The sequence below is a fragment of the Streptomyces sp. NPDC019443 genome, assembly GCF_044389785.1.
Lineage (GTDB): Bacteria > Actinomycetota > Actinomycetes > Streptomycetales > Streptomycetaceae > Streptomyces.
Map to the genome: position 1 here is coordinate 373,154 of NZ_JBIRYJ010000001.1, position 20,267 is coordinate 393,420.

A 20,267-nucleotide genomic window follows, 5' to 3' on the forward strand; every position below is an offset into this window, starting at 1 on the left:
CCTCGTGCGGCATGCGCAGCATCTGAACAACGGCTCAGGGCCGGGTGTCCGCGGCTGCGGGAACACCCGGCCCTCCGGGCCGTGGGCTGTGGGCCGTGGGCCGTGGGCTGTGTCGGCCTGCTCAGTCGATGTGGAAGCTCTCGCCGTAGACCTTCCAGTCCAGCGGCGTGTTGAGGTTGAAGTTGTTCTTCTTGACGAAGACCCGTTGGGCGGTGTCGACCCGGCTGGTGTCCTCGTGCGCCTCTTCCTGCTTCATCGCCCAGACCCGGGCGTCGAGGAAGGCATTGAGATACGTCTTCTCGTCGCCGCCTTGCGCCGGCGTCTTGGCCTTGGCGAGGGCCTTCTTGCGGATGTTGCTGAAGCTGGTCGAGTCGCCGCCGTCGCCGTGCATCACGATGGCGTCGTAGTAGATGAACTGGCCGAGGACACCTATGCCGTCGCTCTTGCCGCGCTTGACCGCCGGGTTGAAGTAGACCCGGTCGCGCTCGTCGTTCTGCGCCTTCTTGAACTCCGAGTCCTGGGCCGCCTTCTTCCAGTCCTTGGTGAAGTTCGGGTCGAGGCCCGCGTGCGAGTCGCTGCCGTCGACGTTTCGCAGCGCGGGCAGGTACTTGGCGAGTACGTTGCCGGGCTTGCGCTTGGTGTAGAGCTCGACCAGATCCAGCATGTCGCCGGTGCCGGAACAGAAACCGATGATGCCGGCGGTGTAGCCCCGGCCGTCGCCGATGTCCTCGATGTACTTGTACTGCGCCTTCCAGTCCAGCGAGGAGTTCTCCGCGCTGGACACGAGCTTCATGGCGATCTCTTTCTTCGCCGGGTCGTCAAGGCCGATGGCGGCGGGGGCAGGTGCCGGGGCCGGTGCCGCGGCGGCCGGGGCCTGGCCGGTGGACTCGGAGGATGTGGCTGCGACGGCGGTGGCCGGTACCGCGAGCAGGGTCACGCCGAGCAGGACACGGGGAAGGAACTTCAGCGGTCGTGTGGTGCGTGCATGGGGGGTGGGCACCTGGCCTCCAGGGGGAGTTCGACGTTCCGGTGTTCTGTTAGGAAGCTTTCCTATCAGAGTGCACAGGGAGACGTACACCCTTTCTCCAGACCGGAGTTCGGGCCCGCTCCTGCGACGCGCGTCTTACCCCAGGAGTTCCGCGCTGCTCGCCGGCTCCACCCGCGGCTGCCCGTTGAGGCGGTGCCGCTCGATGGACGAGCGGCGGTACACCTCCTCGCGGACCCGCTGGATCTCGCCGATCGGCCGGTGCTCCTCACGGGTGCGCCAGGGCGTGATCGACGTGCCGTCGGCGGCGGCCAGATTCTCCTCGCCGCCGATGTCCTGTCGCGGGATGGCGATCGTCGCGACCGTCACCCACGGAGACAGCGGCTCGGGCCACTCCACCGAGGTGTTGTCCACCGGCATCCGTGCCAGATCGGCATTGAGCTGCACCTGTAGCTCGAAGACGTGGTCCCGCTCGGCGGCCTCCGCCACCAGCGTGTTGCGGAACGCCTCGCCGTCCGCCCGCACGTTGACGGTCAGATGCGTGACGGGGGAGGTGGGCACCGTGCGCACCTTCGCGATGTGGTCGCCGTACCGGAAGGCGCCCATGCTGTTGTACGTGTACGAGAAGAGGTTCTGCCGCGGGACCTGAGTGAAGGACAGCATCGCGAACAGCTCGTCCCACAGCCACTCGTCCGAGGTCTCCAAGGTCCCCCGCCTGGTGAGGAATTCACCCATCCAGGACTTCCGCCGCGCCGGGTTCACCAGCGCGTCTGGCAGCTCGCTGAACAGCTCCTCGATGACCATGTAGTCGTAGGCCGTGTTGGCGAAGAAGACCCGGTTGTTGATCAGGTTGAGGTCGAAGGTCGTCTCGGTGGCCTCGTCGGCGAGCAGGGAGTCCCCGGGCACCCCGAACATCTTGATCCCCATGCCGCAGGCCGCGCCGAGCAGCGAGTCGGCCCGCAGATGGCCGAGTCCGTTGGAGTACCGGACGACCGCGTCGTAGGTGCCGGGCCCGGCGAAGATCCCCTGGTCGTAGGGCTCCGGCACCTCACCGACCGTAACCGAGGCCTTGACCAGTCCGTACGTCTTGCCGTGAGCCGTCCTGACCGAGCGCCCGACCCCCTGCCGCTCGACGGACTCCCGGGTGCGCCGGGCGACATTACGGACGACCTCGTCCAGCTCCTGCTGGTAGGTGGGCCGCTCGACGGGGGTGTATGTCTCGTACTTGACGAAATCCATGGCGGGGTTCTCCTCTGCCGCGTCCTGCGTGGCTGTGTCCTAGGAGAAAAGTAGCTCGCTATTTAGTTGTGCACAACGTAACTGCTTGTGACGGTCCCCACTGTGGGATGCCTACCACCGCGCTCGGCTTCGAGCCGCCGCTGCGCCCGGTGCTCCGGCTGCCGCTATGCCGACGGCGTGGGGTCCCACGCCATGAGGTTGCTGAACAGCTCCGCCTGCTCGATCGCGTCGTCCAGAGCGTGGTGGGTGTGCCGCCGCCCGGAGAGCAGCTCGCGCGGCATCGTGCCCTTGGCGACCGCGCGCAGCGGGAGCCGCGCCTTCGTCGCGTACAACGTCTTCATGTCCAGGCATCCGGAGTGCCCGAAGGGGCTCGCCCCGGTGAACCGGATCAGATACCAGTACAGGAAGGTCCAGTCGTACGAGGCCGGGTAGCCGCACATCACCGGCTGGGCGCCCGCGCTCACCTCGCGCACCCAGGTGCTGAACTCCGCCATCGCGGCGGCCGGTTCACTCCCCTCATCGGTCAGCCTGTCCCGGTCCAGTCCGCTGACGGCCAGCGCCTCCGGCACGAAGTCCTCGCTGATGGGCCGCAGTTCACGGTAGAAGGTGTACGCCTCGGGGTCGGTCGGCGCATAGCCGTCCGCATCCTGGCGACCGGCCACCGCCGCGCCGAAGCTGATCATCGAGTACGGGCCGGGGATCGGGCCGTCGGCCTCGATGTCGACGGAGATGTAGAGGCTGGGTTTCACACGACGTGCCATGCCGGGAGCATCGCATCGGCGCTGCCCCAGCACATCCGGATTTTGATGAGCGGTCCGCTCACGCCCGGTCCGGCTGGGCGGCTGCAGGGGCGGTGGCAGGTGCGGAGGCCGGGGCCTCATGGGTGGCCGCCCGGCGGGGCGTCCGCAGCAGCACCGCGGCCGGTCCCCGCCCTACTGGCGGTCGGGCACATGCTCGACCGTGCTGGTCACCGCACGGGCAGCCCGCGCCGAACGATCCGTCCCCTGCCGGCAGTCCCCGGTCTCAGTGGGCTCAGTCCCCCGGCTGCCAGTCGGGCCGGCGCCCGCTCAAGCCCACCACCCGGTCAATCAGCGGCGCGTCCTCTGCCACCTTCACCACCGGGCCGAACATTCCGTCCCGGCTCGGGTCGTCACCGGCCGGCTTCAGCAGTTCGTACGACACCCGCAGGCTCGCGTCACCAGGGGCGTACTCCTGCCCCGTCGCCCGGGCCAGATCCCAGCCGTGGATCACGAGTTCGTTCAGGGCGACCCGTCCGGCGATCGCGGCCGGGAAGGTGATGCCGCCCGCCTGGGTGTCGCCGTCCCACGCCCCGGGCTCCTGCCAGGCATCCGCCAGCTCGTCCAGCCGCTGCGGAAGCACAGTACGCCAGTCGTCGTCGAGGACCGGCAGCACCGACCCCGGGTCGGTACTGGTACTCGGCCCGAAGTCCTTCCGCGCGGCGTCCCGGAACGCGGTGGACAGCCCGACAAGATGGCCCAGCAGCTCCCGTACGGCGTACTGCGGGCAGGGCGTCGGGTCCGCGAGCCGTTCGTCGCCGATGACGTCGAGCAGCCGCGCCACGGCGCGGGCGGCGGGGTGCAGGTCGGGGGAGGAGGTCTGCGTAGTGGAGTCCATACACGCAGGACCGGACCGGCAGCCGAAACTCATCGCTCCGCGCCCAGACACAGGAATGATCGCCTGATCGGGGCATCCGAACGCGGCCGGACCGCCCGACCGGCCCCGAGCCCCATACGCTCCCTGAGTGACCCGTGCCACTGACCTGAACACCGGACTTGACGACTTCCTCGCCTGGGCAGAAAAAGAGCGCGGGGCCCCGGTGCCCGTGCGCGTCGCGGACGCCGTACTGACGCTTCTGGCCGTGCGCGGCGCGGACCGCAGGGCGGGCGTGCCCGAGCCGACCCCGCAGCTCCTGCGCCGCGTACTGCACGAGGACCTTCCCCCACTGCTCAGCGCCACCCCGACGGAACTCGCCGCAGTGCCCGGCGTACTCACCGCTCTCGCCGACTGCGTCCGGGCCGCGGGAAGACTGAACGCCAAGCGCCACACGCGTCTGGTCGCCGCGATCGACGACGCCATGCCGGAGTTCCGGCGGGCGATCGCCGATCCCCGGAACCTCACCTGGCCGGGCTGGTACGCGTCGCTGCTGCGCGCCGACGGTGTCGACCCCGACGCCCCCGATGCCGTACGGGCATGGCTCGCCGCCCATGAACGCGCACCCCATGCCGACCGGCCCACCCTCCCCGCGCCACTGCACCGATCCGACGTCGCGGCCCGCACCTTCGCCGTCCGCGTCCAGCTCACCGAGACACTGCTCGCCGCCTTCGCTCACGACGTCGAAGGTCCCTCACCGGCCGGACCGCTCCTGCCCCCTCCGCCGCTGGACGCCGACCGCCCGGACGAGGCGCTGGGGGAGGAGCTGGAGCGGATCGCGGGCGCGCTGATCGACCGCTGGACGGCCGCGGGCCTGAGCGACGCACTGGCAGGACCGTACGCCGGCCTCGCGCCCGGGCCGGAGTCGCTGCCGCACGTTGCCCTCGCTGACCGCCTGCTCGACGAACACCTCGACTACTACGGCGATTCGGGCACCCCGCTGCCACCGCCGCTCGCCCTCCCGGCGCCGGAGGACATCCGCGGACTGCTGCATCGCGCCCCGCTCCCGGCGGCTCTCGCGGCAGGCTCCGACGACCTGCACGAACTCGCCGAACGGTGCGGATTCCCCGGGCCCGCCACCGATGTCTGGACCCGGGGTACCCCGCAAGAGCTGACCGAACTGGGCGCGGACATCCTGACGGCGGTCGTGGAGCGCATCGCGGCCGCCGCGCCTGCCGCGGACGAGGAGCCCGCCCGCGACGATGCCCACCATGACGCCCGCGACGACACCCAGGACTACGCCCTGGACGCGGCGCATCTCCTCTACTCGCTGTACGAGCGCGGCGGCACCGCCGACTCCGTGGCACGGAAGGCCGCCGAACAGGGCTCCTGGCTGGTCGACCCGTCGCTCGAGGACGCGCCCGTACCGGTCCCCGACACTGCCGCCCCCGCCGCCTACGTAACGCCGTCACCGGACGAGCTGTCCGCCCTGCTCGGCATCCCCGGCCTGGGCGAGGAGGAACGGGCCGAACTCGACGGCTCTGCTCACGCACTGGCGGACGTGGTCGACCAACTGGCCGAGACAGGCTGTGTCTTCCGCGCCGGTGACTCCTATGGCCTCACCCCGCTCGGCAACGCAGTCCTGCGTCACGTACTGACCGCGGGCCAGGTCGCCGCGCCCGACGAGGAAACCGTCGCCGCGTGGGATGCCGCCGAGGTCATCACCGCCGTCCAGAACTGGCCGCCGCGGACAGCGGCCCGCACACTCGCGCGGTGGACGGCCGGCCACGGCGGCGGATCCTGGAGCGACCTGCTGAACGCCCTCGACATCGCGAAGCGCACGGACTTCACCGACATCCGCACATCGACCCTCTTCACGTACCTCGGCCTCGCCGCCGTCCCCGCCGAGGCCCTCCGCTCCGCCCTCACCCACCCCGTGACCGGCGCATACGCACATCGCCTGCTGCACACCCGCGGCGAGGCCGCTCCCACGGACGCCGAACGCGTCCCGCCGAGCGCCCGTGCGGTGCTGATCCTCGAAGAACTGGAGGCTCGCTGGACCGAGGATCTGCGTAGGTACGCGCGCGCCATGACAGAGGAAGGAGAACCGGACCTGACCGCCGTACCCTGGGCCCTCCCCGACGCCTTCGACGCGGCCGCTGCGACCTGGCCGGGCGGAGCACTCTCCCTCATCCCGGCTCTCGCGGAAGCCCATCCCCCCACATCGGTCAGGGTGCTGGAGCAACTGGGCGACGGCCACCCGGACCCCCGGGTGGCAGCACTGGCGTCCCGCACGGCGAAGGCCGCGAAGGCGGCGAAGGCGGCGAAGGCGAAGCCCTGAGGCCTCATGCACAGGGTTCTCGCTGATGGCGGGGGTCTTCGGCCTCGGGCTTACGCAGTTCCCCCGCCGCTGTCCGACCGGTCCTGGAGCAGCCCGAGGACGCGCTCCGCCACGTGCCGGCGGCTGGAGGACCGGGTCAGCCGGCCGCCGGACGCCAGCTGGCTCGTCAGGGTGGAGCACAGCCGGTCTCGGTCCGCCGCAGTCAGCCCGGGGGCGACGAGTTCGGCCAGGACCAGTGCCTGATACTGCTCGAAGGCGGAACGGGACCGCTCGATCGCCTCCAGGACGATGTCGAGGTCCGCCAGGCCGGGATCGCCTTGCATGAGAGCGAGAGCGTAGATCCGCCGCCCTTCGCCGCCGCTCTCGAAGAACTCGCGCACGTGCGCCGGGTCGAGGGCGGTGTCCGGGGCCGACGCCCGGGCCGCGTCGACGAGCGCCTGCATCTGCGCCGTCCGGCTGCTGCCCTGAGGCAGACGGCGACGCATGTCGTCGTAGCGGTCCGCCTCGATGTGCGGAAGACCGAGTTCGTCCATGGCTCGGGCGCGGAGGTCATCGGCCTCGGCGTGGTCGCCGCGGCCGGACAGGTTCTCCGCCTGGACGAAGGTGTCGAGGGCCCGGCGGTCGGCCTCGGAGAGAGCCGATGCGAGGAGGAGCCGGGTGGAGAGCCAGCCGCCGAGGAAGCTCAGGACGAGGAACTCCGTCACCAGTGCCGCCGCGAACACCGCGCTGTCGTGCCGGTCGCCGAGCGTGGGAGCGAGCCCCAGGACCAGGCGCCTGAACTGTCCGCCCAGACTGCCCAGTTGCGTGAGCCCCGCGCCGATGAGCAACTTCGTCAGCCAGTCGGACACCTGCTCGAGATTGGTGTTCGCCACATAGACGGGGCGCGGGGAAACCGCCGAGGCAGGAGACTCCTCGGCGTGGGAAGCGATAGCCCGGGGTATCCCGAACAGGAAGCCAAGGGCACCCCCGGCGGCGCTGACCGCTCCGGTGATCAACAGGCCCGCACCGATCACGGACACCGGCTCCGCGCACCTCGACGCGTAGAGGACCAGACTCAGCAGGCCCGACCCGGCCAGCGCGGCCAACCCCGTGCCGACCCGGCGACTGACCGGTACCGGCTGTCTTCCGGCCCGGCGGATACGGGCTGGGGTCAACGGCCATCGATCCCGACCGTGCGTCACTGAAGGTCCCCCTCGATGCATGCCGGTGTCTCCCCCGAACGGCGCGTACCGTCTGTGCACTTTACGTGTCATGGCCACAGACGCGAAGCCCTGATGGGCAGAGCCCGGAACGAGCAGACACGACCTCAAGTGCCGTTGCCTACACCGGCCTTGTCGCCGCGTAGGCTTGTCGCGGTGGTGAAGCGAGGAGGCGGCTGTTGCGGAACGAAGCTGAGCCCGACGAGCGTCTGGCGTTTTTCGGTCCGCATGCCGTGAAAGCCCTTCACCGGTGGCAGCTGGAGACGGGCCGCACTGTGCGCTGGCCCACCACCCCCACCGTGTTGAAGGACGACGAGCGGACCAAGATGGCCACCGTCTCCGTCAAGGAGCGAGTCGGGCTCCAGCGCAAAGTGATCCTCAAGCGCTGCCCGCCCGGCCGTCGCGCCCGACGGGAGCCCGGTGCGCACAGGGAGGCGGAGCAGTCCGAACCGCGTGAGTGGGCGGAGCGCCATCTGGTCCGTCAGCCGTGGGATCCCATTTTGTTGCCCGACGGCGGCTATCTGATGTTCATGGACATCGCCCGTGGCGGTATCGGCCGGATGAAACTGCTCACGACGTTCATCAAGGACAAGGACCCACTGGCGCCGGCTGCTTGCGGCAGCGTCGTCGATTCCCTGCTGCGTGAGTGGAACCCTGACTGTGGCGCCGAGGCACTGTCCGTCGCAGAGATGCTGGAGCCGCGGCTGGCGGCCCGGCTGGTCGACAACAGCGGCCTGCACAAGGCACTGGAGACGGCCCTTCCCGGGTTGTGGAGCACCGACTCGGCCTGGCTGCGGCTCCCGGACGGGACGGTGGTACCCAACCCGCTGGCTCTGGCACGCGGCCATGAGGCCTTCGCCGATCTGGAACTCGATGTTTTCGTCGGTAAGTCCCACGGCGACCTGCACGGCGACAACATCGCCTACCCACACACCGTCACCGAGGCCGACCTCGGCTCGTTCCTCCTGCTGGATCTCGACTACTTCGCGAGTCCCGTCGCGCTGTCGCACGATCCGGCCAATCTCCTGCTGACGGTGGCCGGCCACTGGTTCGATGCGTTGGGCCCGCCTCTCCGCGACGAGCTGCTGCGTTTCCTCGCCGATCCCGACCAGGACTCCACGGGCTCCCTGCCACCGCGTCTCCACGACACGCTGGACAAGATCCTTCAGGCGGGGACCGCCTGGGCGGACGGTCTTGGATGGGCGGACGAGTGGCGGCAATCCATGCGGCTGTCCCTGATGGCCTGCGGGCTGGTATTCGCCGGCTGGGAGGCGGCCGACAGCGAACGCCTGTGGTGGTACGTCCGCCTGTCGGCCGCCGCGGCAGCGGCGTTCCTCGCGCACACGGGGGGCGTCGAGCATGTACCGCTCGATCCGTTCCCGGTCGTACGGGCCGGTGACGTACGGGCCGGTGTACGGGTCGGTGACGCACGGGCCGGTGACGCACGGGCCGGTGACGCACGGGCCGGTGAGGATGCGGGCACCGGCGGCCCGGCCGATACGGGGAACGCAGCCGCCTCAGCCGCAGTGCCGGTGCTGGACAGGCCCGTGATCACCTCTCAGGAGTTACCTGAGGCCGCCGACGCTTCGTACACCGCTCGTCTCGATGTGGCGCTGGAGTCGTCCACCCGCGTGCACAAGGCGACCATGAGCCGTGTGGCCGGCGAGGTCGTACCCCGGTCCGTGGTGACAGAGGGCCATGTCCCACGGATCCGGGCGCGCATCGACGACGGCTCGACCGCCCCCGTCCCCCTACTGGGTGAGGCCGGTATCGGCAAATCCGTGCTGAGCGCGCAGATCCACGACCAGTTGTTGGCGTCGGGGACCGTGACACCGCTCCTCGTGAACTGCGAGCACGTCACCTCCCCGGTGCGCTCCCAGGACGAACTGGACCGCGCACTGGGAGTGTTACTGGATCCCCTCGCCTCCGACGTACGGCTGACCGACGTCACCGCGGAGTGCGCCAGAGCGCGAGGCGTCCCAGTCGTGCTGATCCTGGACACGGTCGACTACCTGCTCAACGCGGAAGCGGCTCCCTCCGTGCTGGGCCTGTTCCGCGCCCTGCGCGCGCGAAGCGTGCTGACCGTGTTCACCTGCCGGCAACACGATTTCGAGACCTGGCTGCAACCCGGATACGGCGACCTTCATGTGCCGAGGGAGGCCACGGAGCGAGAGGTGCCGTGCCTCACCCGGGACGAGGTGGAGCAGTTGGTGACCGGCTATCTGCGGCACAACGGCGTGCGGGGAGCCGACGGGTCGGACGGTTTCGTCGAGGCGGTCCTGAAAGCTCATGACGAGCCGAGCATGCTGGCAGACCTGATCGTCAGGCCGCTGCTGCTCACCATGCTCTGCGAGCTCTTCGCGAAGCCCGGCTCCATCCCCAACGATCTGACCGCAACCCGGCTGTACGCGCGCTACTACCACGAGAAAGTCGTCGTCAGCCGCCGCTACGGCCCCACCACGCCGGAGTCCAGGGCCAAGCAGGAGCTGGCCTTCGAACTGTCCGGTCTGCTGTGGAACGCCTCCCGCGACACCCTTTCCATGTGGGCTCCGGAGACGTCTGTGTCCGGCAACGCTCCCGATCCGTACGCCTTCCGCGATCTGCTGAGTGAAACGGTGGTGGTACAGCGCGCCACCCTCGCCGGCTCGCAGGTCGGCTTCCGGCACCAGGCGCTGACGGAGTACTTCATCGCGATGTACCTCCATGTACGAGCTCCTGCGGAAAGGCGCGCCCTGCTGGCGGAGCTGAGCGGCAATCCGAACGGCCGCTGGTTCGCCTGGCCGGTGGTACGCCACATCGTCGCGATGGCGGAGAGCGACGAGCTGGACGACCTCCTCTCCCAGCTCGACCTGCGCGATCACACAGCCTTCCGAGCCGTGGCCTTCGGCGCCGCGGAGAAGCACCGCGAGCAGCTGCTGACCCGGCTCGCGAAGCAGACCGAGGACACCGATCCGGAGTTCACCGAACAGCTCGTGGCGGCACTGCCGTCGGTGCCGGACGACGGTCTCGACGAAGCCCTGCGCGTCGTCGGCGCCCTGCTCGTACGCGCGCCACACGGCCAGGTCTGCGGGATCGCCCGGACCGCGGGCAGACTCGCCGCGCGGGGATGGCCGACGTCCGGGAGGCGGCTGGCCGATCTGCTCCAGTTGGTCCCGGCACTCGTGACACGTGAGTCCGGGCAGCTGGACGCCTCCAGAACCGGGCAGGTCGCACAGAACCTCCTGACGCCGTACGTGAGTCGCGAGCTGCCCCTGCCGCCTGAGGCGACGCGCGAGGCTCAGAAGCTGATGCGCGAGCCGAAGCTGCCCCTTCCGGCTGTGCGCGAACTGGCCCGCGCCTTTCTGCCTCCCGGTACTGAGGCGGGATTCCGCAGCAGCGCGTTGCGGACCGTGCTGTCACGCAGCAACCACAGCGGTCTGAGCCCGGTGGCCGAAGACCTGGCGCTGCTGGTCGTCCCATGGGCGAACGGGCCCGGCACCGGTACGGGGCAGCCGGACTTCGACGACCCCCTGACATTCCTCAAGGCGGGCAGCAAGCGGAGCTCGGTGGTCAGGCTGCGCACCGTCGCTCGGGCCGCCCACGGCCGTCCGGAGCTCACGGTGCGTTTGTGCGACGCCTTCCTGCGGTCGCTGGACGCTGCCGAGGCGCAGAACTTGGTGCTCGCTCTCCAGGAGATCGTCAAGACCGGCGGTGCCGAGCAGGTGGCCCAGGCATTCATGGCTGCCGATCTGCCGACCCGGCCCGGCGGAATCAACCAAGTGGCAGGTGTACTGCTGTCCTTCGTGCAGTCCCCGCAACGACTGCGTGTGCCACTGGCCGAGTGGTTCGCGGGGCAGATCACCCAGTGGACGAGACAGGCGGTCGACGCATATGTGCGCCTGGTGCGCGACGACTCCGCGCTGCTCTCGAACGCGCTGGAAACCCTGACCGTACTGCCGGAGAACGACCAGGACCGGGTGATCGTCAACCTGGCGAGTGAGGGACAGGGCACCGACATCGTCCGTACCCTGCGTGACCTGGGGGTGGGTGAGTCCGCGGGGCGCCCGCTCAACCCGTTCCTGGAGGCGCGGCTCTACGGCCTCGTGGCCGGCCAGGAACCGGCCGCGCGCGAACGACTCGCCGAGATCGCCGAAGGGCAGGCGCGCGACGCCGCCCGCCAGGCGATGCATCAGCTCTCGCTCGCCGCGAAGGAGCAAAAGGACTGGGCGTACGCGGAACTGCTCGAGCGGTTCGCCACGCACCCTTCCCCGGCCGTGCGGTACCGGGCGCTCGACATCGTGGCTCCGCTGGTCTCTCACCATCAGGCCCAGGCCGCCGCGACGGTGGGGCTGTGGCTCGGCGAGGCGTTCCGGCGGGACGCGTCACCAGCGGATGAATGGTCGAAGGAGGTCCCAGCGCTGTTGGGGCTGTCGCATTCGTACGTACGGGAGGGAGGCGGCACCGACCCCAGCGCCCTTGCGGCGATCACCGAACTCCTGAACCGCACCACTGACGCCTTCGGAGAGGGAAAGGTGGCAAACGACTCCTTGCGGCAACAGGTCGCGCTGCTCAAGACGTTGAGCTCCTTTCCGCGCCACCCACTCCATGTGCCGGCTTTCGGCTGGCTGTCGGACCTGATGTGCCGTGCCGATCTGTCCCGTGTCCAGGACGCGCACACCTTCGCACGCGAAGCGTTCGGCCGCTGGATCGAGTCCGGAACGGCGGACCTGGACGCGCTGACAGAGCACTGCTCCGCCTGGGTGCGGGCGAACCGGCTGGTCATGGTCGAGCTCATCCGCAGCCACGACCCGATGGGCCGCCGCTCACCACGCCTTGACGCGTTGCTGGGGGCGGCGGACTGTCACCAGTCGGTCGCGTCGGCGATCGCGGTCTACCGACACCCGACGGAGTGACCGGCGAACGGGTCGATTTCTCTTACGCAGAGCGAGGCTGAGGGCCACACCGCCGGCAGTCGGTGGCGGCGCACTCATCCGAGGCCGGTCGTGCCCGGGGCGAGGCCGGGTTGATGCTCGCCGTCAGGGCTGGGCCGACCTGGTCGCGGACGGTTGCGACTAGATCGCGGCGCGGGCCCACGGCGTCACTTTGGGCGTGCTCGGCCGCCTGGTCCTCGGCCATCCGTCGCACGGCGGCGCGGAAATCCGGGTCCAGGGACAGTTCGGCCAGCTCCACCCACGCCTGGATCTGCTCCGCCTCGGGGTTGTCGGGCAGCTCGGGGGTCATAGAGCGCATGATCCCGACGAACACGGGATCGGTGTCCAGGCAGCCGAAGACGGTGTCGAGGAAGTCGCCGATCAGGCGATGGCGTTCGTCCTCCGAGAGCTTGGCGAGTTTGTGCATGAGTTTCATCTCCTCAGGGGTGGACCCGCGCTCGGCCACCGCCGTCAGCACCGCGCGCCGCAGGCGCAGGATGCGAATCTGTACATCCAGTGCTTCGGCGTGCGTCGGGGCGACCTTTGGAAGCGAGAGCTCCCGGTCCACGACCTTGCGGATCGTGGCGAGGTCAAGTCCCAGGCCGCGCAGGGTCCGTACAAGGTCCAGACGTGCGACGGCGTCGATGTCGTACAGGCGGTGGCCGGCCGGGCTGCGGCCGGTCGGCGCCACGATCCCCGAGTCGGAGTAGAACCGAATGGTCTTGACCGTCAGCCCGGTCCGCCGGGCCAGATCGCCGATCGAATAGAGCGTGTCGCCGTCCATGCATCCACCCTCACATCTCCCCCTACGGGAGACTCAAGCCCCCACTGAGGTGGGGTGAGCGCCGTCGGCTATGGTGCCGGGCACAAGCACCGGGGAGGGTGGGAGTGGCGATGGCGTCCGAGGGTCCGATCGACCTGATCAGTCTGGAGGGCGAGGGCAACAGCGTGATCGTACGGATCACCGGGAGGCAGTCCGCCCAGGACCCGCCCCGCACCGACGCGCTGGTCGGAGAAATCCTCGTCGACACCGCTTTCGTACGCGGAAGCATCGCAACATGGATCTTCCCGGAGGACCTGACGGAGTGGCAGGAAGCCCTGGATACGCTCGATTGCGGGGCGGACGTCGTATGGCGTGAGGACAGTCGCACGACCGAGGTGCTCATCAGCCGCGACCCGGACGGTGAGCGGGCCCACGTCACCATCGCGGACCGCTCGATGTCGCTTACGAGCGTGACGGTCACTGTCGCTCTGGCCGACGCCTGGTTCGACGACGCTTACCACCGCCTGGACCAGGTTCTGCAGACCTGGCCGTTGGAACGCGCCTGAACGGCACGGTCCTCAATTGCCGACAGAGGATTTCGGCGATGGTCAGGAAGACGTAGAAGTTCGCGATGTCGCCGACCGCGGCGCTGGACCAGGGGCTGGACTCGCCGGTCTTCATGACGCAGACCCTGCCTGCCTTGACGTGGATCTCCCCGACGTCGGGCCAGGCGAGGTGGCCGTTCCCGGTGGTGGCCATGCCGGTGCGGGAGACCTTGAAGCCACCGAAGTTGATCGTCTCACCCTCCAGGATCGATTCCAGGACCGCCGGGCCCTGGGCGCGGACGACGGCCTCCTGCATCCAGGGTCCCCAGGTTTCGGGACGATCGTAGAATTCCGTGATCGTTGTGCCGGTGACGCCCGGGGCGACGACTGAGTAGGCGTATTTGATGGGGCCGGGAGCATCATTGATGATCACCTGGGTGATCTCCTGGTAGAGCCTTATGGAATCCCAGCGGACGGCGACCATTCCGTCGCCGAACTGCGGGTGCACGATCACTCCGTTCTCGAACAGGTAGAGACGCTTGGCGGCCTGCTTCCGGCTGAAGTTCGGGGTCCGGCGCAGCCACCAGAAGAACACCAGAGCGGGGATCACGAAGGCCACCAAGAGATTGACGAGCGTAAAGATGTAGAGGGCGAAGGTCGGTTTGCCCAGACGCTTGGGGGCGAACGTGCCCTCAAGCGCGCCGAGGCGGTGACGGGCGGCCAGTTCGGCGGCCTCGGGCGAGAGGGATGTCGTTGCTGTCATGAGCAGCCTCTGCTTCGCGCTGGAGTGACGGGTGTCGGGCCGTTCGGGGGGCGCTGGGATTCGCGCAGGTCGGTCAGGTCATCGCCCGTGTCTGCGTGATCAGTTGAGCGAGCAGGTGGGTGCGGGGTGTCATCTGTGCGACCTCGACGTGCTCGGTATCCGCGTGGGCGCCGCCGCCGACGGCGCCCAGGCCGTCCAGCGTTGGACAGCCTGCGCCCGCGGCGTAGTTGCCGTCCGAGGCGCCGCCGACGGCGGCCGCCCGCAGCGGCTCCTGGCCCAGCTCCGAGGCGATTTGGGAGGCGAGGCTGAACAGTTCGGCGGAGGACTCCGGTTCCATTGGCGGCCGTTGTTTGCCGCCCAGTACCTTCAGCCGGGCTCCGTGCGTCCGGGCGGTAAGCCCTCGCATGAGATCGTCTATCCGGTCCTGCACCGCCAGGGTCGGCACGCGCACGTCCACCGATACTTTCGCCAGCGCGGGCACTGTGTTGAGAGTGCTGCCGGCCGACAGCAGGGTGGGCGTGATGGTCGGGGCTCCCAGGGCGGAGCAGGTGGTACCGGTGCTACCGGTGGCACCAGTCGCACCCGTGATACCCATCGAGGCTGCGAGACCGGCGATGGCCAGGACCTGGTGAGCGGCCTCGATCGCGGCGTTGACCCCCTTCTCCGGCTCCAGACCCGCGTGGGCGGCCTTGCCGTACACCACGACCTCATACCGTGAGGTCCCCTTACGGGCGGTCTTGAGTGCGCCCTCTTCGTTCGCGGCCGCCTCCAATACGAAGGCGGCCGCGCAATCGCGCGCGGACTCCTCGATCAGCGCCCGGGAGGTCGGGGAGCCGACTTCCTCATCCCCGTTGATCAGCACGCACACGCCGTCCGGGGTGGGCAGGGAGGCCAGCGCGTGGAACATCTGCACCAGCCCCGCCTTCATGTCCAGGACCCCGGGGCCCCGGGCGATCCCGTCGGCCACCGACCAGGGGTGGGTCTCCAACGAGCCCACGGGCCACACCGTGTCGTGGTGTCCCAACAGCAGCACACGCGGCGTGCCGAAGGTCCACCGCAGGTGGGTCACGCCGTCGATCACGATCGTCTGCGGCACGGCGCCCAGCAGTCTCGCGCCGAGGGCGCCGACAACCTCGGCGCTGCGGGCCACTGCCGCGTGGTCGGCCGAGAAGGACTCACAGACCACGAGTTCCTCCAGATCGGCCAGCATCGCCGGCAACGCGATCGTGGCCCCCGCGGTCACCGGCCCCGCCCCGTCTCAACCTGCCGTAAAGCCGGCACATCTCCTCCTCGGATTTCCTCCTCGGATTACCTCCTAGGACCATGTGTGCGACGTTAGGAGCCGACAAGACATTCCACCAGCGACTGGATTGCATCGGAGCCATGCCTTGGAGGAATGTGTTTGACATCGACGCGCTGCGCCTGCTGGTGACCGTGGCCGACACCGGGTCGTTCACCAGAGCGGCGGTTCAGCTCAACTACACGCAGTCGGCGGTGTCTCGGCGGATTGCCTCGCTGGAGCAGCAGGCGGGTGGGCCGCTGTTCGAACGGCTCCCCCGGGGCGTACGGCTGAATCCCGCTGGTCATGCGCTGCATCGTCACGCCGTGGACGTGCTCGAGCGTCTGTCGAGGGCAGAGCAGGAGCTGGCCGTGATCCACGCGGGTCACGGCGGGACACTGCGCGTAGGCGCGTTCGGGACCGCGAATGTCTCCTTGGTGCCCGCTGCCTTGCGGGCGTTCAAGCAGGCCAGGCCGGATGTCGAGGTCATCGCGGTCGAGGGCAGGAGCGGCACGTTGATGCAGCGCCTTGCGGATGGGGCGCTCGACCTCGCCGTGGTCAGCGACTATCCGTCCGGTCTACCCTCGGCCGACGGTGTCACAACGGCCGTTCTGCTGGAGGACGAGTTGTTCGTCGCCCTCCAGCGCGAGCACCCCCTGGCGGGAGCCGGGACGATCGACATGCGCGAACTGCGCGACGAGGCCTGGCTCCAGGACGCGCCTGCGGGGGGCTCTCCCACACTGCTCACCGATGCCTGCGCCCTGGCGGGCTTCAGGCCGAAGAAGATCATCAAGATCGCGGAGTGGACCGGGAAGTTCGGTTATGCAGCCGCCGGGCTGGGGGTGGCGCTTGTCCCCTCGCTTGCCGCCTGGGCGGTCCCGGCCGAACTTGTCCTTTGCCGACTCGGCGACCTCGCCCTGCGCCGGACCGTACATGTCGCGCTGCCCGCTGACCCGCTGCCGGCGGCACTGAAGTTGAGGGATCTGCTGCACGACGCCGTTGATTGAACGGTGCCACTGAGTTGCCAGTGCGTCGACGAGGGCCATGCCGCGGCCCGACTCCTCGTCGAAGGAGTGAAGTTGGGGGTCGCAGCCGCGCTGCCGACGTCGGGACGCCCTCAGAAAGACGTCTCCCGCACACTGGCCCGGTCCGAGGGCACGGTCGTCGCCGTGATCTCCGAACGGTGCCGGTCGCCCGCGAACGTCACCGTCAGGGTGTCGGGCGCGCTCTGTGCGGTGCTCGCCGTGAAGCCCTGGTTCGGCACCGCCGAGATCAGGCACACCCCGCCGCTTCCGTAGCGCACGGTGGCCTTCCCGCCCTGGGACGAGATGGTGTGCACACCCGAACCGCCCTGCTCGCATCCCTCGCCGCCCGAGTTCGCCCCGGACGGCTCCTCGGGAGGCCGAGGAGTCGTGCGGGCCGCGGGGGTTGGCGACGCCGTACGGGGTCTGTCGGTCTTCCGGGGCGGCGTCGGCCTGGGCGCGGACGGACTCGGGGTGGGCTTGGGGCTCGGGGACGCGCTGGGGCGCGCAGTCACCGAGGCCTGCGGCGAGGCGGCGGCGAAATCCCTCGGTGTCGACTGCGCGACCGGCGCCGTCGGTCTGGTCGAGCCCACCACAAAATGGACCGTGATCATGACGGCCGTAACGCTGGCCGCCGTGCAGGACAGCCAGATGAGCACGTAGCGCAGGTACCGGGACACGACACCATCTTGGCGGACCCGCTAACGTGCCTGCTCATGGCCTCCGTACTTGTCGTCGAGGACGACCCAGTCATCCGGGCCGCGCTGATCGAGGTCCTCACCGGACACGGGTACGCGGTGAAGACCGCTCACCAGGGTTTCGAGGCGCTGCGGCAGATCACCCAGGGCCCGCCCGACATCGTCGTGCTCGACCTCGGACTGCCGGACCTGGATGGTCTCGACGTGCTGCGGATGATCCGCGGCATCTCACGCGTACCCGTACTGGTCGCCACCGCCCGCGACGACGACACGGAGATCATCAGACTCCTCAACGCCGGAGCCGACGACTACATGGTCAAGCCCTTCTCAGGCGGTCAGCTCGCCGCCCGGATCGCGGCCGTGCTGCGGCGGTCCGGGCACGGCGGGGACGACGGCGACCGGCAGCCGGTCCTGCAGGTCGCCGGTCTCAGGATCGACCCGCTCGCCCGGACCGCGCACCTCGACGGCGGCGAACTCTCCCTGACCCGGCGGGAGTTCGACCTGCTCGCCTATCTCGCGCGCAACGCCGACCAGGTCATATCCCGGCAGCGCATACTCGCCGAGGTCTGGCAGCAGCCGTATCTCGAGGACCAGACAGTCGACGTCCACCTCTCGGCACTGCGCAGGAAGCTGGGTGAAAAGGCCGCGGATCCGCGCTATCTGCACACTGTGCGCGGTATCGGGATCAAGCTGGTCGCCTCGCCGTCATGAGACGCGCCCTCGCCGGGATCTCCCTCGCCGCGACGCTGATGGTCGCGCTGTCCTTCCTCATCCCGCTCGCCCTGCTCGTACGCGAACAGGCCCGGGACCGGGTGACCACAGCCGCCGAACAGCGTGCGGCCGCCCTCGCGCCGGTACTTGCCCTGACCACCAGACCCGCCGATGTACAGCAGGCCGTCGGGGGCCTGGGCTCGGACGACCAGCTCGCCGTACGGCTCCCGGACGGCCGGCTCGTCGGCACTCTGCATGCGCCGCCGGAGGCGCTGGACCGCGCGGTGCGCAAACGGGAGACGCTGGCGCTCGACACCGCAGAGGGATGGATCTATCTCCAGCCCGTCGTCCTGGACCGGAACCGGGTGGCGGTCGTCGAGGCACACGTACCCGCCGGGTATTTGACCCGGGGCGTATGGGCCTCGTGGGGCGTCATGTCACTGCTCGCGCTCGGCCTGGTGGGCGGCTCGGTGCTGGTCGCCGACCGGCTGGGCGCCCGGGTCGTCCGCTCCTCCAGGAGCCTGAAGCGTGCCTCCCTTGCACTGGGGTCGGGGGACCTCGACGTACGGGTGGAACCGGACGGTCCGCCGGAGTTGCAGGAGGCAGGGGCCGCGTTCAACACCATGGCCGACCGGGTCGTGGAACTCCTCGCCATCGAGCGGGAGATGGTCGCGGACCTCTCGCACCGGCTCAGGACCCCGCTGACCGCGCTGTACCTGGAGGCGGACCTGCTGGGCGGTTCACCGGGCGCCCGGCGGATCACGGAGGCCGTCGCGCAGCTGGAGAGCGAACTGGACTCGATCATCACCGCCGCCCGCACCCCGCTGGCCGCCGGCCCGGCGAACGGGACTATTCCGGCACGCCCGAGCGAGGTGACCGAAGTGGTGGCGATGCGGCTCGACTTCTGGTCGGTGCTCGCCACCCAGCAGGACCGGCTGTGCGAACGCTCTTTCACGCCGCGCCCGACGCCCGTACGGTTCCCGGAGGACGACCTCGCCGCGGTCGTGGACGCGCTGATCGGGAACGTCTTCCGGCACACTCCGCAGGGCACTGCCTTCGCCGTACGCGTGGAGCGCACCGACCGCCATGTGCTGCTGACGGTGGAGGACGCGGGTCCCGGCGTTGCCGACCCGGACGCCGCACTCACCCGGGGTGTCAGCGTCGGCGGCTCCACGGGCCTCGGCCTGGACATCGTGGCGCGTGCGGCCCGCGCGGCGGGCGGGGAGCTGGAGATCACCGGCGCGCCGATGGGCGGGGCTCGGGTGCGGGTGTCGTTCGGGCTGGCGGGCGACGAGCGGTAGCCGTTCCGGCTAGCGGCTTGCGCCGAAGTTCTGCGTCCACCAGGGGCCACCGTCCCCGAAGTGCACGCCGATGCCTATCTCCTTGAAGGAGCAGTTGAGTATGTTGGCGCGGTGGCCGGGACTGTTCATCCAGGCGTCCATGACGGCGGCCGCATCGGACTGCCCGCGGGCTATGTTCTCGCCCAGCGTGGACCAGAGATACCCGGCGGCGTCGACGCGGCTGCTCATCGTGGACCCGTCGGGCCCGGTGTGGGACATCACGCCACTGCGGGCCATGACATCGCTGTAGTCGTCCGCGGCCTCGGTCAGCTTCGCGTTCGAGGTGAGCGGCGAGCAACCGGCCGATGCGCGCTCCTTGTTGACGAGCGAGAGGACCTGGGCCTCGGCACCGTCCGAGGACCCCGAGCCGGAACCGGACCCGGAACCGCCGGGGGACGAGGCAGATCCGCCACCACCTCCGGACCCGCCCGAACCGCTCTTCGTCGTGACCCTGGGCTTCGGTGCGGCCTTCGGGCTCACCGTCCGCTTCGGCTTGGCGGAGGCGGAGAGGGAAGCGGACGGGCTCGGCGATGCGCTCGCCTTCGCGCTCCCCGAAGGCGAGGCAAGCGGCGGCGCGCTGCCCGCCGCGGCATCGTCCTCGCCCGGCCCCGCCCCGTCACCGGCGGCGTTCGTCTCCACCCGGCCGGCCGTTCCGCCATCGTTCCCGCCGACTGTGGCGAGGGTGGCTCCGACACCCGCGGTGACGGTGATCACGCCCAGGGCCAGCACGGCGCTGCGTGCCCGCAGCCCGCCCTTGGGACGGGCGTGAGAACGGGAGTTCGGGCCAGTGGCTCGTCGGGAACCCATACGTGCAACACCTCGGAAGGAAGACGGCTGAGCAAGCGAGATCCCGGCAGACGC

Annotated in this window: 16 protein-coding genes and 1 pseudogene; 7 read left to right on the forward strand and 10 right to left on the reverse strand. The window is 69.7% G+C overall.

Annotation, left to right across the window (positions count from 1 at the left end; all coding sequences use genetic code 11):
* Positions 1 to 121: 121 nt before the first annotated feature.
* The 4 genes from ACH492_RS01690 to ACH492_RS01705 all read right to left on the reverse strand — a co-directional run bounded on the left by ACH492_RS01690 (position 122) and on the right by ACH492_RS01705 (position 3,859).
* A complete protein-coding gene (locus ACH492_RS01690; protein WP_398981677.1) occupies positions 122 to 1,000 on the reverse strand; it encodes a chitosanase in 879 nt (292 codons plus the stop codon).
* 123 nt (positions 1,001 to 1,123) lie between these two features.
* Positions 1,124 to 2,224: a catalase family protein gene (locus ACH492_RS01695; RefSeq protein WP_398981679.1), complete on the reverse strand. Its 1,101-nt coding sequence runs from the start codon at positions 2,222 to 2,224 to the stop codon at positions 1,124 to 1,126.
* A 164-nt stretch (positions 2,225 to 2,388) separates the two neighbouring features.
* Complete coding sequence (locus ACH492_RS01700) at positions 2,389 to 2,985, reverse strand: 3'-5' exoribonuclease domain-containing protein (RefSeq protein WP_398981681.1); 597 nt, start codon at positions 2,983 to 2,985, stop codon at positions 2,389 to 2,391.
* A 271-nt stretch (positions 2,986 to 3,256) separates the two neighbouring features.
* Positions 3,257 to 3,859 carry a TIGR03086 family metal-binding protein gene (locus tag ACH492_RS01705; RefSeq protein ID WP_398981683.1) on the reverse strand — a complete coding sequence of 201 codons (603 nt, stop codon included), beginning with the start codon at positions 3,857 to 3,859 and terminating at the stop codon, positions 3,257 to 3,259.
* Positions 3,860 to 3,986: 127 nt separating this feature from the next.
* On the opposite strand from ACH492_RS01705, the gene ACH492_RS01710 reads away from it, so the two are divergent.
* Positions 3,987 to 6,176 carry a hypothetical protein gene (locus ACH492_RS01710; protein ID WP_398981685.1) on the forward strand — a complete coding sequence of 730 codons (2,190 nt, stop codon included), beginning with the start codon at positions 3,987 to 3,989 and terminating at the stop codon, positions 6,174 to 6,176.
* A gap of 50 nt (positions 6,177 to 6,226) precedes the next feature.
* Here the strand turns inward: ACH492_RS01710 and ACH492_RS01715 are convergent, their stop codons facing one another.
* Positions 6,227 to 7,195: a hypothetical protein gene (locus tag ACH492_RS01715; RefSeq protein WP_398981687.1), complete on the reverse strand. Its 969-nt coding sequence runs from the start codon at positions 7,193 to 7,195 to the stop codon at positions 6,227 to 6,229.
* A gap of 359 nt (positions 7,196 to 7,554) precedes the next feature.
* Between ACH492_RS01715 and ACH492_RS01720 the strand changes: the two genes are divergently transcribed.
* Positions 7,555 to 12,267, forward strand: coding sequence for an NACHT domain-containing protein (locus tag ACH492_RS01720; protein ID WP_398981689.1), 4,713 nt, complete (start codon positions 7,555 to 7,557; stop codon positions 12,265 to 12,267).
* Positions 12,268 to 12,331: 64 nt separating this feature from the next.
* Here the strand turns inward: ACH492_RS01720 and ACH492_RS01725 are convergent.
* Positions 12,332 to 13,069: pseudogene (locus ACH492_RS01725) on the reverse strand (MerR family transcriptional regulator); the annotation flags it as partial.
* Positions 13,070 to 13,179: 110 nt separating this feature from the next.
* Here ACH492_RS01725 and ACH492_RS01730 point away from each other — a divergent pair.
* Positions 13,180 to 13,614, forward strand: a complete 435-nt coding sequence (locus ACH492_RS01730) for a DUF5959 family protein (protein ID WP_398981691.1) — start codon at positions 13,180 to 13,182, stop codon at positions 13,612 to 13,614.
* On the opposite strand, the gene ACH492_RS01735 is transcribed toward ACH492_RS01730, so the two are convergent.
* Complete coding sequence (locus tag ACH492_RS01735) at positions 13,526 to 14,356, reverse strand: DUF6585 family protein (RefSeq protein WP_398981693.1); 831 nt, start codon at positions 14,354 to 14,356, stop codon at positions 13,526 to 13,528. The two genes, ACH492_RS01730 and ACH492_RS01735, sit on opposite strands and share 89 nt — an antisense overlap.
* A 73-nt stretch (positions 14,357 to 14,429) precedes the next feature.
* Positions 14,430 to 15,566: a M20/M25/M40 family metallo-hydrolase gene (locus ACH492_RS01740; RefSeq protein ID WP_398983232.1), complete on the reverse strand. Its 1,137-nt coding sequence runs from the start codon at positions 15,564 to 15,566 to the stop codon at positions 14,430 to 14,432.
* A gap of 173 nt (positions 15,567 to 15,739) precedes the next feature.
* On the opposite strand from ACH492_RS01740, the gene ACH492_RS01745 reads away from it, so the two are divergent.
* Positions 15,740 to 16,642 (forward strand): LysR family transcriptional regulator, encoded by a 903-nt coding sequence (locus ACH492_RS01745; RefSeq protein ID WP_398981695.1) that lies wholly within the window; start codon positions 15,740 to 15,742, stop codon positions 16,640 to 16,642.
* 110 nt (positions 16,643 to 16,752) lie between these two features.
* Here the strand turns inward: ACH492_RS01745 and ACH492_RS01750 are convergent, their stop codons facing one another.
* Positions 16,753 to 16,974, reverse strand: a complete 222-nt coding sequence (locus tag ACH492_RS01750) for a hypothetical protein (RefSeq protein ID WP_398981697.1) — start codon at positions 16,972 to 16,974, stop codon at positions 16,753 to 16,755.
* Between the two features lie 73 nt (positions 16,975 to 17,047).
* Here ACH492_RS01750 and ACH492_RS01755 point away from each other — a divergent pair, with 73 nt between their 5' ends.
* Genes ACH492_RS01755 through ACH492_RS01765 form a run of 3 tightly spaced genes read left to right on the forward strand, consistent with a single transcriptional unit; the run spans position 17,048 to position 19,367 of the window.
* Entirely contained in the window at positions 17,048 to 17,320 is a 273-nt protein-coding gene (locus tag ACH492_RS01755; RefSeq protein ID WP_398981699.1) for a hypothetical protein, read from the forward strand.
* A gap of 53 nt (positions 17,321 to 17,373) precedes the next feature.
* On the forward strand, positions 17,374 to 18,066 hold the full coding sequence (locus ACH492_RS01760) for a response regulator transcription factor (protein ID WP_398981701.1): 693 nt from the start codon (positions 17,374 to 17,376) through the stop codon (positions 18,064 to 18,066).
* On the forward strand, positions 18,063 to 19,367 hold the full coding sequence (locus ACH492_RS01765; protein WP_398981703.1) for an ATP-binding protein: 1,305 nt from the start codon (positions 18,063 to 18,065) through the stop codon (positions 19,365 to 19,367). The genes ACH492_RS01760 and ACH492_RS01765 overlap by 4 nt, the downstream gene beginning before the upstream one ends.
* A 9-nt stretch (positions 19,368 to 19,376) precedes the next feature.
* On the opposite strand, the gene ACH492_RS01770 is transcribed toward ACH492_RS01765, so the two are convergent.
* On the reverse strand, positions 19,377 to 20,213 hold the full coding sequence (locus ACH492_RS01770; protein WP_398981705.1) for a CAP domain-containing protein: 837 nt from the start codon (positions 20,211 to 20,213) through the stop codon (positions 19,377 to 19,379).
* Positions 20,214 to 20,267: the final 54 nt, after the last annotated feature.